Raw genomic sequence first — 13,719 nt, 5'->3', positions numbered from 1 at the left:
GGCTATCCCTTTGGCGCAGGTGCGCCGCCTTCAAACGCATTGCCGTTGACGTAGTCGCAGGGCGCTTCCTGCATTTCCAGGTGCAGGCGGGTGCCGGTGTAGGGATGTGCGCGGGCCAGTTCCTCGTCCACATCGATGCCCAGACCGGGCGCTTCGGGCGGCGTGACAAAACCCGCCTCCACCTGGATGCTGCCCTTGATGAGTGCGTCGTGAAAGGGTGTCTCAATGGTTTCCGCCATCAGCAGGTTGGGAATGGAAGCGGCAAGGTGGATGTTCGCGGCCCATTCCACAGGGCCAGCATAGAGATGCGGCGCCATCTGAGCATTGTAAACCTCGGCGAGGGCGGCGACTTTTTTCATTTCCCAGATGCCCCCGGCCCGGCCCAAGGCAGGCTGCAGGATGCTGGCCGCCCCGGCGCGCAGAACGGGCGCGAATTCGGCCTTGGTGGTCAGGCGCTCGCCCGTGGCCACGGGAATGCGCACGGCGCGCGCGATTTTGGCCATTTCGTCGATGGCATCGGGCGGGATCGGCTCTTCGAACCAGAGCGGCGAATAGGGTTCCAGCGCCTGGCCGAGGCGGATGGCCCCCGCCGTGGTGAACTGACCATGGGTGCCAAAAAGCAAATCGGCCTTGTCGCCCACCGCCTCCCGGATGGCTTTGCAGAAGGCCACGGATTGGGAAATGTCGCTCATCGCGGGCATATGCCCCCCGCGCAGGGTGTAGGGGCCCGCCGGGTCAAATTTAACCGCCGTATAGCCCCGGGCGAAACAATCGGCAGCGGCTTCGGCTGCCATCTCGGGCGAGGTCCAGAAGGCAGTCATATCCTGTTTCGGCAGCGGGTAGAGATAGGTGTAGGCGCGGATACGGTCGTTCATGCGGCCACCCAGCAGCGCCCAGACCGGGCGCTCACGTGCTTTGCCCAAGATGTCCCAGCAGGCGATCTCCAGCCCGGAGAATGCCCCCATCACCGTCAGATCGGGCCGCTGGGTAAAGCCTGAGGAATAGGCGCGGCGGAACATCAGTTCGATGTTTTCGGGGTTTTCGCCCGCCATGTGCCGTGCAAAGACATCTTCGATCACCGCACGCATGGCGTCAGGTCCGACAGAGGACGCATAACACTCCCCCCAGCCTGTGATACCATTGTCCGTGGTCAGTTTCACCAATATCCAATAGCGTCCCCCCCAGCCCGGCGCCGGGGGCGCGGTAACGATGATGTCGAGGTCCTGCAGTTTCATCACGGCGTCCTTTTGCCAAATGGTGGGCCTAAGCTTAACGCGTCTGTTTGAGGGGTTTACCGGTCAAAGAGGATCACATTGCGCCGCGCGGCACCGGATTTCGTGTCAGCAATGGCTTCATTGATCTGGTCAAGCCGCCAGCGGCCTGAGATCAATTCATCAAGCTTCAAGCGTCCCTGCGCGTAGAGATCAACCATCCAAGGGATGTCACGCTGGATCACCACATCGCCCATTTTGGATCCGATCATGCCCTGACCCACCGCCGCCAGGATCACCGGTTCATAAGAGGATTGCGCCCCGGAATGCGGCATGCCCACGATGATCACCTTGCCGCCCATGCCCAGATAGCGCGGCGCCTGATCATAGGCCGGGATCGCCCCAACGGTGACGATCACAGCGTCGGCACCTTTTCCGCCGAGCGCCTTGAAGGCGGCTTTCCAGGGTTTGTCTTGCGTGGCCAAGACACCATCCGTCGCGCCAAATTCCTTGGCGGTCTCCAGCTTCTCCGCGCTCATATCAACCGCCACAATGCGGCGTGCGCCTGCGATGCGCGCGCCCTGGATCGCGTTCAAACCGACGCCACCGGCGCCGATGACAACCACATCCTGACCTGCGCGCAATTGGGCTGCATTGACCACGGCGCCGACCCCGGTAATCACCCCGCAGGCAATCAGGCTCGCCGCGTCCTTGGGCATATCGGCATTGATCCGCACCACTTGATTTTGATCGACAACGACCTTTTCCGCAAAAGCGCCGGTGGCCATCGCCTGATGCAATTTGCCACCATCTGCGGTTTTGATTGGGCCGTGATCGCCATCATAGGGCGTTTCACACAAGGTCGGCTTACCCCCGGCGCAACTGCCACAACTGCCACAGGCGCGGATCAGGGTCACCACAACGCTATCGCCCGCAGACAACCCTCGAACACCTTCACCAACTGCGCTGACGATGCCCGCGGCCTCGTGGCCGTAGACCGCGGGCAGGGACCCGCCCCAGGCGCCATCGGCATAGGAAATATCCGAATGGCAGATCGCCACGGCGTCGAGTGTCACCTCCACTTCACCCAGGTCGGGCGCGCGCAATTGGATGTCTTCGATTTTCAGGGGAGCACCAAATTTGTGGCAAACAGCGGCTTTGATCGTCTGCATGGATGAACTGTCTTTCTGCTTCGCACGCCAATGCGCTGGATGTCAGCGTTCAGGGTGACCCGATGGCGCCCTGCGCGCAAGACACATTGCGACATGCCCGTGTCGTTGTTGTTATCCTTCCACGGGGGCGGTTTTGCGCGGAGGAAAGGAGACGAAGACGACCAACCCCACCACAATCAGCCCCGCGGAGAGGACAAAGGGCGCGCCGGGCATGTAAACGGCGGCGTTGGTGTCGGTAAAAGCGGCGAAGGCGCTGGTCATCATCATCGGGGACAGGATCATTGCGAGCGCTGTGACGGAGGTGAGCGCACCCTGCAATTCGCCTTGCGCGTCGGGGCCGACCGCTTTTGACATGATGCCCTGAAGGGCGGGAGTGATCACGGCGGCGAGGGCGGCTATGGGGGTCAAAATGAGGGCGATGGTTCCGCTGGTCACGAAGGCGATGGCCAGAAAGGCCGCAACATCAATGAGATGCCCGTAGACGACTGTGCCGCGTTCGCCCAGCAGGCGCAGCACCCAGCGGATCAACCCGCCCTGGACGATGGCCAGCATGATACCGAAAAGCGCAAGGCTGAGCCCGATGGTGGCAGGCTCCCAGCCAAAACGCTCCTTGCCGAAATAGGCCCAGACGGCAGGGTAGACCATGAAGGCCAGTTGGTAGAGGAAAAAGACGATGAGCAACGGCCCTAACCCGGGCAAGCGGCCAAGTTGGCGGAAACTGCCCAAGGGGTTGGCGCGTTTCCATCGAAACGGGCGGCGGATGTCATCGGTCACCGTTTCGCGCAGGACGACGTAGCCGAAGACCGCGTTAAGGGCGGCGAGAGCGGCGGCGGCATAAAACGGCGCGCGGGTGCCGAATTCGGCGAGCAGACCGCCCAAAAGCGGCCCCAGAACGAAGCCCAATCCGAAGGCCGCGCCGACCAACCCGAAGTTTGCGGCGCGGTCTTCGGGACGGCTGATGTCGGCCATATAGGCATTGGCCGTCGATTGCGTTGCCGCAGTGATGCCGCCGACGATCCGGCCCAGCATCAACAGCGCGATGCTGCCCGCAACTGCCATCACCAGATAATCCAATGCCATCACGACCAGCGAGATCAGCAGTACCGGGCGTCGGCCAAAGCGGTCAGACAGGCCGCCGATCACCGGACCGAAGAGAAACTGCATCACGGCGAATGTGGTCGACAGGATGCCGCCCCAAAGCGCCGCGGTCCCCAGATCGGAGCCTTGGATTTCCTGAATGAGATCCGGCATCACCGGGACGATCAGCCCAATGCCCATGGAATCAAGCATCACGGTGATCAGGATGAACAGAACGGCAGGGCGCATGTGTCAGAGCGCTCGCGCACGTGCTGCAAAAGCACGTGCCTCAGCCGGGGCCTGACCCAATTGCGCTTTGGGATCGAAGAGTGATGCAGGCAGGGTCGGATACTGCGTGCGGGCGAGATCCGACAGCGGTACGCCTGTCTGCGCGACCTCGGCGCAGAGCGCTTTTGTGGCTGCTTGAGCATCAGGGCGGGGCATCTGTGCAGCCAGGGCAAAGCTCAAGGCCTCGGCGTGGAGCAAACCCTGTCCTTGCTCAAAGGCCCGCGCCATTTGCGCCGGGTTCGGCTGTATCGACTGGGCCAGGGAAACAGCGTGTTGCAGCGCCGATGCACAGCTGAGCGCGATTTGCGGCATGAGCATCCACTCGGTGAACCATGACGCCCCGTCGCGCTGGTGTTGATGGGAGGCTGCAGATTGCAAAGCGGCCAGCAAGCCGGCGGTTTGATGCGACAGGGCGACAAGCGCCGACGCCCCCACGGGGTTTTGCTTTTGCGGCATGGTTGACGACCCACCGGCCGGGCCGGTCGTGACCTCCTGCACCTCTGTCGCCGCAAGAGCCGTCAGCGTTTGCCCCATGCTGCCCAAGGTCGCCGTCACCTGTGCTATCCACCCGGCGATCCGCAACATCGGCCCCCGGTCGGTGTGCCAGGAGCGTGCCGGGTCATGCAGGCCCAAGCCCTCTGCCAAGGCTTTGCGGAGTGCGGCAGCCTCGTCCCCCAGCGCCGCGGACGTCCCCGTGGCACCAGACAGCGACACCCAGAGCGATCTTTCCCGCAGGTCGGGCAGCGCCTCCAGCGCGGCCAGCAGCGGCATGCCCCAGCTTGCCAGCACCGCGCCCCAGCTGGTGGGCGTGGCCTGTTGACCATAGGTGCGTGCGGGCATCGGCAGATCATCATGGGTTTCCGCCTGATCGGCCAGCGCCACGACGATGGTCCGTAAATCAGCCTCTGCCAGCGCGAGGGCCTGGCGCAGCCGCAACATCAGACCGGTGTCGATGATATCCTGCGACGTCGCCCCCCAATGCAGGTATTGCGCATGCTCCGGCGCGTTCATTTCCGCACGAAAAGCGGCGACCAGACCCGGTAGGCAGACCCCGTTTTGCCCGGTCGCCTGCGCCAGAGCGCCGGGATCTATCTGGATTTCCAGCGTGGCGCGGTGGATGGCAGCGGCGCTGAGTTCAGGGATGATCCCCATGGCACCCTGCGCCTTGGCCAATGCGCCCTCGACCAGCAGCATCGCGCGCAGGGCCGCGCTGTCGGAGAAAAGGCGGCCCGCGTCTCCGGTCGGAAAGAGGCGCGCATAGAGCGGGCTGTCAAAGACGCTTGCCGCCATGGATCAGGGGGCCCTGTTCCCAGGGAGACGGTCAAACATGTCCCACCTCTTTCAGGAAACGGGTCAGGACGGCGGCATATTCTTCGGGCTGTTCGACGCAAGGCAGATGCCCGGCCTTGCGGATCACATGGAACTGGCTGCCTGGGATAAGATCGGTGGTCTCGCGCACCAGATCCGGCGGGGTGGAGCCATCCTCCGCGCCCGCAATGCCCAGCGTCGGCAAGCGCAGACTGGCGGTCGTCGTGTAAAAATCCGTGCCGGAAATCGCGGCAGAACACCCCATGTATCCCTCGTCTTCCTGACGGGTGAGCATGTTACGCCAAAGCTCCAGGTCCGGCTTGTCCTGGAAGGATTTGGAAAACCACCGCTCCATGACAGCATCCGCAAGGCTTTCAATGCCGCCCTGTTGCACGCCTTCGATACGTTCCGCCCAAAGCTCCGGATTGCCGATCTTGGCCGCTGTGTTCGACAAAACCATGGCGCGGATCATGTCGAGCCGTTTGACCGCAAGACCCTGCGCAATCATCCCGCCAATCGACAGACCGACAAAGACGCAGTCCCGGACGCCCAGATGATCCAGCAGCCTTTCGGTATCAGTGACCAGCGCCCCCATCGTATAGGGGCTTGGTGGGCAGGTCGACAGCCCATGCCCGCGTTTGTCGAAACGGATGATCCGCAGCCCGTCCGGCAGATGCGGCAGGATCGGATCCCACAGCCGCAGATCCGTACCCAGCGAATTGACAAAGACCACGGGCGGCCCGTCGTCGGGTCCGTCCACGCGGTAATGCAGCCTGACATCGCCGAGATCCAGCAGTTTCATGCGGCGTCTCCTTGTGGCACGGCCTCGTCGCCAAGGTTCAACGCTTGCTGGAAAACATCTGGGTCCACGTTGCCGCCGGAGATCGTGACAATCACGTCTTCCCCCTCAATCTGGTCGCCGTGAAAAAGGGCTGCGGCGAGCGCCACGGCGCCGCCGGGTTCGGCCACAACTTTCAGCCGGTTGAACGCCTGCGCAACCGCGCGGAGTGCCTCCGTTTCGGTCACCACCAACCCTGGACCCGCCAGTCGTTTCAGGATCGGAAAGGTGATGTCGCCCGGTTGCGGGCTGATGATCGCGTCACAAAGGCTGCCTGACACCCTGGCGTTGCGTTCGATTTTGCCCGACCGCAGGGAGCGGGCGACATCATCGAAGCCTTCGGGTTCGGCGGGGCGCATGCGCAGGCCGGGCGCGTCTGCCTCCAGCGCCAGGGCGATGCCGGAGGAGAACCCACCACCGCCACAACAGACAATCACATCCGCCTGGCTTACACCGACCTCTGCAGCCTGTGCCGCGATTTCCAGACCTGTCGTGCCCTGACCGGCGATCACCTGCGGCTCGTCAAAGGGCTTGATCAGCGTCAGCCCGCGCGCACCGGCAATCTCGCGACCAATGGCGTCGCGGTCTTCGGCCGCTGCCCGATCATAGAGGACAACTTCGGCTCCCAATGCCCGCGTATTCTCGATTTTGACCTGCGGCGCGTCGCGCGGCATCACGATGACAGCCGACGCACCATGTGAGGCCGCGGCCAGCGCCACGCCCTGTGCGTGGTTGCCGCTGGAGTAGGCGATCACACCTCGCGCCCGCGCGTCTTCCGTCAGGGCGGAGACAGCCGACCAAGCGCCACGGAATTTGAAGCTGCCAGTATGCTGCAGGCATTCCGGTTTGACCCAGACGCGGCGCCCCGCAATTTCATCCAGGAACGGCGAAGACAGCAGGGGGGTGCGTCTTGCGTGGCCTCTAAGCCGCTCAGCCGCGGCGCGGATCATTTCGATATTCATGACAGTGCATTCACCCATGTTTGCAAGGCCGCAACGGCCTCAGGCTCATCGAGAAAGGGTATATGGCCGCGCCCCGGGACGGTCACGCTGATCATATCCGGTCGGCGGCGCTCCATTTCCCTCAGCGTCTCATGGCTCAGTAGATCAGAGTTTTCACCGCGAATACAGGCAATCGGCAGACCCTCAAGCGCGTCGAAATAGGGCCAGAGGTCTGGCGCGGCCTGCGCGCCCAAGGCTTCAATCGCGTCGCGCAAATGTGGATCATAAGTGATCTCCAACCGACCGTCGATCTGGCGGAAATGCTTGTGTGCTTCCTCCATCCAGCGCGACAGGGGAACATCCTGAAAACCGCTGTAAGACTGCTGCATCGCCTGCGCCGCATCGGCGTAATTCTTGGCACCCGGATTGCGCCCCAAATAGCCTGAAATGAAGGCAAGGCCCTTGGGCTCAAGCACCGGGCCGATGTCGTTCAGCGCCACCCCGATCAACCGTTCCTTGGCACCCGCAGCCAGCCCCATCGCATTGAGGCCGCCGCGGGATGTGCCCAGAATGGCAACCTTTTCAAGCGCGAGGTGGTCAAGCAATTCCAGCACATCGCGGCATTCAATTGGCAGTGCGTAGTTTTGCCAGTTGCTGTCCCAATCCGATGCGCCACGCCCACGGTAGTCCATCTTGATCAGGCGAACGTTCTCCAGAAAGGGGGTGACGTAATCGAAATCGGCTGTCGTGCGGGTCAGCCCGGCAAGGCATAGAACGGGCAGGCCATCACCCTGGTCGGTGTAGTGCAATGACAGCCCATCGGAGGAGTTGAAATGTGCCATCAAAGTCCTGCCAATTCCGGAATGCCCGTCAGGTCCTGCAAGATGTGTGCGGGCCGCCAGGGCAGGCGGTCCACCGGATCACCGGCCCGGTTGACCCATACCGTCTTGAAGCCATAGCCCGTCGCGCAACCCGCATCCCAGCCGTTGGATGACACGAACAGAACCTCATCTTTTGCGCAGCCAAACCTTTTACTCACCAGATCATAGACACGCGCGTCCGGCTTGAAGACACCAACGCTTTCAACCGACAGCGTGTCGTCGAGCACCGCTTCGATCCCGGCAGAGGTCACCGCACCCCGCAGCATATCCGGTGACCCGTTGGACAGAATTGCGGTCGCCATGCCCTGTGCTTTCAGGCGCTGCAGCATTTGCGGCACTTCGGGATAGCTCTGTAGCTCCCAGTAGAGCGCCAGAAGCCGCTCGCGCAGCGGTGCGTCGCCCTCCAGCCCAGTTTTTTCCAAGGCCCAATCCAGACCCTCTTGCGTCACGTCCCAGAAATCGCAATGCGCCTGCGTGATCGCGCGCAGCCAGGTATATTGTAACTGCTTCTGGCGCCAGTGTTCCGCCAGTGCCGGCCAACGATCCGACAACTGTGCGAATTCGGGTTCAGAAGCCGCTTGTCGCGCTGCGGCTGCGACATCAAAGAGCGTGCCATAGGCATCAAAAACACAATTCGTGATCGGCATGGGTGCGCTCCTGTTGCAAAGCTTAAGGTCAGATTGTCACGGCGCGACCTGCGCGAAAAGGCCCAAATGCGCGGATTTCGGGTTTACTCGGCCAAAAGGGACGGGCAGGCTATCCGCATCTCAGGAGAACCTGCGCAGATACGCGGCCTCCAACACCCCTTCTCACATATGATCGGAGAACTGATGACCCAGGTTAAAACGGGCGATACTGTTGGCATTCACTATACGGGCACGTTGCTGGATGGCACCCCATTCGACACCTCCGATGGGCGCGAGCCGCTGGAGTTCGAGGTCGGGTCGGGGCAGATCATTCCAGGGCTGGATGTGGCGCTGCCCGGCATGGCGGTCGGCGACAAAAAGACGGTCGAAATTCCCTGCGATCAGGCTTATGGGCCGCTGAACCCGGAAATGCGTCAGGCGGTACCGCGTGAGGGCATTCCGGCAGATGTGCCGCTGGACATCGGCACGCAGCTGAATGTGCAAACGCCGGATGGTCAGGCCATGCAGGTGATGGTCGTTGAAGTGGATGAGGCGACGGTTACCATCGACGCCAACCATCCGCTGGCTGGTCAGGACCTGAAATTCGATATCGAGCTGATGTCGATCAAGTGATCGGGATCCCGGCGTGTCGGGGTGCAGCCTTTAGCGTTCCGGCAAGTGCCTAGATCCATTGTTTGCCGCCTTTCGCCTTCGGCGCAACCGCGGAAAATGATGTTCGTCGCTTCAGGTTTCCCCGAAACGCTTAGCCGTCGACTTCGGGGCGGTTCACCGGTGTTCTGGATACCGGAAGGCCAGCCAGTTTCGCATTGAATTCTGCGGCCCTTTCCATGGCGGCTTCCTGCAGTTCGCGCACTTCGTCCGTCGAAAACTCACCGTCGATCATGGCGGTCACCATCGGTTTGACCACCTCAAGGCCATCCATGAGTTTCGGCTGAATCGCCGGATCCGACCATAGCGCCGCCGAAAACGTTGCGGCCGTGACCGGCATCAGCAGCCAGCCAAAACGGCGGGCGCGACTGGCGCGTTTGATGTAGCGCGCTTGGCGCAGGGTACGGGAATCAGCGTAACTATACATGCTGATAGCGTAGGCGTTGAATATGGCATGACTGCGGCGTCACGGTGCCGCCGCGTGGGCTTCTGGGGTCAGCCTGTCAGAGGTTTTCACCCTGCGGCATGCCCAGAACGTGGTAGCCGCCATCAACGCGAATGACCTCTCCCGTGGTGCAGGCGCCTGCGTCTGACGCAAGGTATGCGGCCGTGCCGCCCACCGCTTCGAGCGTTGCATTGGAGCGCAAAGGCGCGTTCTGATCGGTGTGTTTGTAGGTCTTGCGCGCGCCACCAATCGCGGCCCCCGCCAGCGTCTTCATCGGGCCGGGTGAGATCGCGTTCACCCGGATGCCCTCCGGGCCGAGATCGTTGGCCAGATAGCGCGTCGCACTCTCCAGCGCCGCCTTGGCCACGCCCATCACATTGTAGTTGGGGACAACGCTGTTGCTGCCCTGATAGGTCAGCGTCATCAGCGTGCCGCCATTTTCCACCATCATCGGATGTGCGCGACGGGCCACCTCGATGAAGGAATAGGCGCTGATGTCCATGGTTTGTTTGAAATTGTCACGGGTGGTGTTCAGGAACCGCCCCGTCAGCTCGTTCTTGTCGGAAAAAGCAATGGCATGCACTACGAAATCAATGGTCGGCCAGCGCGCCGCCAGTTGCTCAAACGCGGTGTCCAGCGAGGCATCATCGGTGACGTCCACGTCGACCATGAAATCCGAACCAACCGAAGCCGCGAGAGGGGCCAGCCGGGAGCCAAAGGCGTCGCCTTGATAGGTGAAGGCCAGCTCTGCGCCCGCCTCGGCCATGGCTTTGGCAATGCCCCAGGCGATGGAGCGTTCATTGGCCACGCCCATGACGAGGCCGCGTTTTCCGTTCAGTAGACCAGACATATGTGCTCTCTTACTCCTGATACTTGGACAGGATCATGGACCCGTTGGTGCCACCAAAACCGAAAGAGTTGGTCATCACGGAATCGAGCCCGGCATTTTCAACAAGCTCCGTGGCAATCTCATCAGCTTGGAAAGCCGGGTCCAAGGTCTCAACATTGATCGAAGGCGCGATGAAATCTTCCTTAAGCATCAGCAGGCAGTAGATCGCTTCCTGCGCGCCCGCGGCCCCCTGGCTGTGCCCGGTCATCGATTTGGTCGAACTGACAGGCGGCTGGTTCATGCCCTCAAAGGCGCGGCGCACGGCTTCGATCTCCGGCTGATCACCGGCAGGAGTGCTGGTGCCATGCGCGTTGATATAGCTGACACTGCGGCCCGCTGGTAACGTCTCAAGGGCGATCTGCATAGCGCGACCGCCGCCTTCGCCAGAGGGTGCCACCATGTCGTGGCCGTCCGATGTGGCCGCATAGCCGGTCACTTCAGCGTAGATATCAGCACCCCGCGCAAGTGCGTGATCCAGATCCTCCAGCACGACAATCCCGCCGCCCCCGGAGATCACGAACCCATCCCTGTTGGCGTCAAAGGCGCGGCTCGCCGTGTCGGGTGCCTCATTGTATTTGCTGCTCATCGCGCCCATCGCGTCAAAGAGGCAGGAGAGCGTCCAGTCGAGTTCTTCGCCGCCGCCGGCAAACATCACGTCCTGCTTGCCGAGCATGATCTGCTCGGCTGCGTTGCCGATGCAATGCAGCGATGTCGAGCAGGCCGAGGTGATCGAATAGTTGATGCCCTTGATCTTATAGGCCGTGCTGAGGTTGGCACTGACCGTCGAGGACATGCATTTGGGCACCGCAAAAGGGCCAATACGTTTCGTTGCACCGGTATCTTTGACGACGTTGTGCGCGGTCAGCATGGCACTGGTGGAGGGACCGCCAGAGCCTGCCACCAGACCGGTGCGCGGGTGGGAAACCACATCTTCGCCCAGCCCGGCATCTTCAATCGCCTGGGCCATGGCGATGTAGGCATAGGCAGCGCCCGGCCCCATGAACCGCAATGTGCGTTTGTCGATATGCTCGGATACGTCGATCTTGAGCGTGCCGGCGACCCGGCTGCGGAACCCGTGTTCTGCCATCTCCGGGCTGGCGACGATGCCACTCTTGCCCGCTTTGAGAGAGGCGAGAACCTCTTCGGCATTGTTCCCGATGGATGAGACGATCCCCAATCCTGTCACGACGACGCGGCGCATGGCGCTCTCCTTCATTCCTTCGATGCGTGTTCAGGCGTCAGCTTTCTGACAGCGCGACCTTCATGTCAGTTACCTGATAGATGGTTTCGCCGTCTGCTTCCACCCGGCCATTGGCAACCCCCATTGTCAAGCGTCGGGTCTGAAGGGCTTTTGTAAAATCAACGTAATAGGTCAGCATTTTGCGATCCGGACGCACCATGCCGGTCAGTTTGACCTCACCAACGCCAAGCGCATAGCCACGCCCCTGCCAGCCACGCCAGCCGAGGTTGAAACCGGTCAGTTGCCACAGCCCGTCGAGCCCGAGGCAGCCGGGCATGATGGGGTTTCCCGGAAAGTGACAGTCGAAAAACCACAAATCCGGCTGGATATCGAATTCAGCGACAACGTGACCCTTGCCGTGCTCGCCACCATCCCCTGAGATATCGGTGATCCGGTCCATCATCAGCATTGGCGGTTCGGGCAACTGCGCGTTCCCGGGGCCAAAAAGCTCCCCGCGCGCGCATTTCAGCAGGGCATCTTTGTCAAAGCTTGTGGGGTATTGGGCCATACTGGCGCGTCTCCTGCTCGGCAGTTTTTTTGTTGGTCAAACCCCTCTAGCATCGGGTTTGCGGGCTCTGCAAGTGCGGGAACGGGCCATGCGCCCCGCGATCCAGCCCCCTTGCCGCGTCAAAGCGCGCAGACAAAATCGGCTTATTCAATTGAAAATGCCTCGCAAAGCGCCCTATATAATAGGCGAGCATGATCAAGAGGGTGCCATGACACGTGCGCAACAAGACATAGGAGCCTCCTGGCTGGCGACGGCCGGGCTGCGTCCGACGCGTCAGAGGGTAACGCTTGCAACGTTGCTGGTCGGTGATGGTCAACATCGGCATGTCACGGCAGAGAGCCTTTTTGCCTCCGTAAAAGAGCAGGGCGAACCGGTGTCACTGGCGACGGTCTACAATACGTTACGTGCCTTTTGCGATGCGGGTCTGATGCAGGAAGTAACCGTGGATGGATCCAAGAGCTACTTTGACACCAACACCCACGATCACCCGCATTTCTACTGGGAAGATGATGCGAAGCTGACAGACGCACCATCGGATCAATTGGTGATTGCACAGATTCCGGACGCGCCGGAAGGGGCCGAGATTGCATCGGTTGATGTGGTCATCCGGCTGCGGCGCAAATCCTGAAGCTTTCTGACTTCGCAGACTGAGTGGCCCCGTTGACGGGGTCAGAACCACTGGCCGGGCTCCATCAGGCCCAAATCAAGCAACTGTCGTGAATGCCATTCAAATGGCGCCGAGTTGTGCCATTTGAACGTGTGAATGCCATGGGTGCTGCCCGGATTGCGCTTCAGCGCCTTGGCAGTGCGGAACGAGCAGAGCGCCGCCGTGATGTTGTGATGCCAGGGGCAGGCGTAAGTGTTGTACTCTTCCTGCGAGAACGTGTGATCGGCCCGCAACGCCACACCAGCTTGGGCCCGAAAGAGCGCGATCCTGTCGATCTTGCGTCGGGTGTAGGGCACGTGTTCTTCAAACCGCCAGCGTAGCCCGCCAAAGAAGTCCAACTGGCGTTCCTTGGGCTGGTAGCCATTTTCGGCATCCTTGCGCGCCAGGGCATAGTAGCCTGACCGATCCAGATGCGCCCGGTCCAGCGACACGGCATCCGGATGCTCCGACAGGTCATCCGCGTATAGATCGACCACATAGGTCAGCATGGCATCGCGCCGCTCTTCGGTGTGAAAAGCGAGCAACTCGCTGATGCTGCGTGTCTCACAGAAGGGGAAAAACAGGTATTCAGCGTTGTAGCAGTAAAACATCCAAACGCCCGGAGCCGCTGCCGCGACGGCATTGACCGCGGCCTCAACCGCCCCCCCCGCCGTGGCGTCATAGTCAATTCGGTGCACGGTCTCTTGCAGATCGCGCGGCAGATCGAAAACCGCTGGCATGAAGGCAAGCACCGATGCAAAGCCCATTTGTTCGTGGTGCCGCAGTGTAGTTGCAACCTCAACATCGTCTTCGACAAAGATCATCGCGACCGGTCCCTTGGTCAGGGCGGTCTGGCCGTCTTTCAGGAACGCGGTCACATCTCTATATTGCATCAGGCTCTCCGCTTGGCTGCATGACGCAGAATCAGTTAATTCAGCGTTCATTGCAAGCCTCTGCCGGGGCTGGTAAGCACCGCGCCA

The 13,719-nt window shown here is 61.5% G+C and carries 15 protein-coding genes; 2 read left to right on the top strand and 13 right to left on the bottom strand.

Annotated elements, in window-relative coordinates; all coding sequences use genetic code 11:
* Window positions 1-2 precede the first annotated feature (2 nt).
* From Q1A63_RS14625 to Q1A63_RS14590, 8 genes are all read right to left on the bottom strand, one after another.
* Complete coding sequence (locus Q1A63_RS14625; RefSeq protein WP_299632147.1) at window positions 3-1,235, bottom strand: mandelate racemase/muconate lactonizing enzyme family protein; 1,233 nt, start codon at window positions 1,233-1,235, stop codon at window positions 3-5.
* Between the two features lie 56 nt (window positions 1,236-1,291).
* Window positions 1,292-2,383, bottom strand: coding sequence for a Zn-dependent alcohol dehydrogenase (locus tag Q1A63_RS14620; protein ID WP_298973728.1), 1,092 nt, complete (start codon window positions 2,381-2,383; stop codon window positions 1,292-1,294).
* A gap of 111 nt (window positions 2,384-2,494) precedes the next feature.
* Window positions 2,495-3,709 (bottom strand): TCR/Tet family MFS transporter, encoded by a 1,215-nt coding sequence (locus tag Q1A63_RS14615; RefSeq protein WP_298973727.1) that lies wholly within the window; start codon window positions 3,707-3,709, stop codon window positions 2,495-2,497.
* Window positions 3,710-3,712: 3 nt separating this feature from the next.
* Complete coding sequence (locus Q1A63_RS14610; RefSeq protein WP_298973726.1) at window positions 3,713-5,038, bottom strand: lyase family protein; 1,326 nt, start codon at window positions 5,036-5,038, stop codon at window positions 3,713-3,715.
* Between the two features lie 31 nt (window positions 5,039-5,069).
* Window positions 5,070-5,858 (bottom strand): 3-oxoadipate enol-lactonase, encoded by a 789-nt coding sequence (gene pcaD / locus Q1A63_RS14605; RefSeq protein ID WP_298973724.1) that lies wholly within the window; start codon window positions 5,856-5,858, stop codon window positions 5,070-5,072.
* Window positions 5,855-6,856, bottom strand: coding sequence for a threonine/serine dehydratase (locus Q1A63_RS14600; RefSeq protein WP_298973721.1), 1,002 nt, complete (start codon window positions 6,854-6,856; stop codon window positions 5,855-5,857). The genes pcaD and Q1A63_RS14600 overlap by 4 nt, the downstream gene beginning before the upstream one ends.
* Entirely contained in the window at window positions 6,853-7,677 is an 825-nt protein-coding gene (locus Q1A63_RS14595) for an alpha/beta hydrolase (RefSeq protein ID WP_298973718.1), read from the bottom strand. The genes Q1A63_RS14600 and Q1A63_RS14595 overlap by 4 nt, the downstream gene beginning before the upstream one ends.
* A complete protein-coding gene (locus Q1A63_RS14590; protein ID WP_298973715.1) occupies window positions 7,677-8,363 on the bottom strand; it encodes a haloacid dehalogenase type II in 687 nt (228 codons plus the stop codon). Before Q1A63_RS14590 ends, Q1A63_RS14595 begins: the two co-directional genes overlap by 1 nt.
* Window positions 8,364-8,531: 168 nt before the next feature.
* Here Q1A63_RS14590 and Q1A63_RS14585 point away from each other — a divergent pair, with 168 nt between their 5' ends.
* Window positions 8,532-8,975 (top strand): peptidylprolyl isomerase, encoded by a 444-nt coding sequence (locus Q1A63_RS14585; RefSeq protein ID WP_366142078.1) that lies wholly within the window; start codon window positions 8,532-8,534, stop codon window positions 8,973-8,975.
* A gap of 130 nt (window positions 8,976-9,105) precedes the next feature.
* Here the strand turns inward: Q1A63_RS14585 and Q1A63_RS14580 are convergent, their stop codons facing one another.
* The 4 genes from Q1A63_RS14580 to fabA form a co-directional block, all read right to left on the bottom strand.
* On the bottom strand, window positions 9,106-9,438 hold the full coding sequence (locus Q1A63_RS14580; protein ID WP_298973710.1) for a hypothetical protein: 333 nt from the start codon (window positions 9,436-9,438) through the stop codon (window positions 9,106-9,108).
* Between the two features lie 76 nt (window positions 9,439-9,514).
* A complete protein-coding gene (locus Q1A63_RS14575; protein WP_298973707.1) occupies window positions 9,515-10,306 on the bottom strand; it encodes an enoyl-ACP reductase in 792 nt (263 codons plus the stop codon).
* A gap of 10 nt (window positions 10,307-10,316) precedes the next feature.
* Window positions 10,317-11,546: a beta-ketoacyl-ACP synthase I gene (gene fabB / locus Q1A63_RS14570; RefSeq protein WP_298973705.1), complete on the bottom strand. Its 1,230-nt coding sequence runs from the start codon at window positions 11,544-11,546 to the stop codon at window positions 10,317-10,319.
* A 37-nt stretch (window positions 11,547-11,583) separates the two neighbouring features.
* Window positions 11,584-12,093 (bottom strand): bifunctional 3-hydroxydecanoyl-ACP dehydratase/trans-2-decenoyl-ACP isomerase, encoded by a 510-nt coding sequence (gene fabA, locus Q1A63_RS14565; protein WP_298973702.1) that lies wholly within the window; start codon window positions 12,091-12,093, stop codon window positions 11,584-11,586.
* 208 nt (window positions 12,094-12,301) lie between these two features.
* Here fabA and irr point away from each other — a divergent pair, with 208 nt between their 5' ends.
* Complete coding sequence (gene irr / locus Q1A63_RS14560; RefSeq protein WP_298973700.1) at window positions 12,302-12,721, top strand: Fur family transcriptional regulator Irr; 420 nt, start codon at window positions 12,302-12,304, stop codon at window positions 12,719-12,721.
* A 41-nt stretch (window positions 12,722-12,762) separates the two neighbouring features.
* On the opposite strand, the gene Q1A63_RS14555 is transcribed toward irr, so the two are convergent.
* Window positions 12,763-13,632, bottom strand: coding sequence for a hypothetical protein (locus Q1A63_RS14555; protein ID WP_298973697.1), 870 nt, complete (start codon window positions 13,630-13,632; stop codon window positions 12,763-12,765).
* Window positions 13,633-13,719 lie beyond the last annotated feature (87 nt).

This window comes from uncultured Roseobacter sp., from assembly GCF_947499265.1.
In the GTDB taxonomy this organism is placed as follows: Bacteria; Pseudomonadota; Alphaproteobacteria; order Rhodobacterales; family Rhodobacteraceae; genus Roseobacter.
The sequence above is the reverse complement of the archived record's forward strand: the minus strand, read 5'-3'. Positions and strand labels throughout refer to the sequence as shown.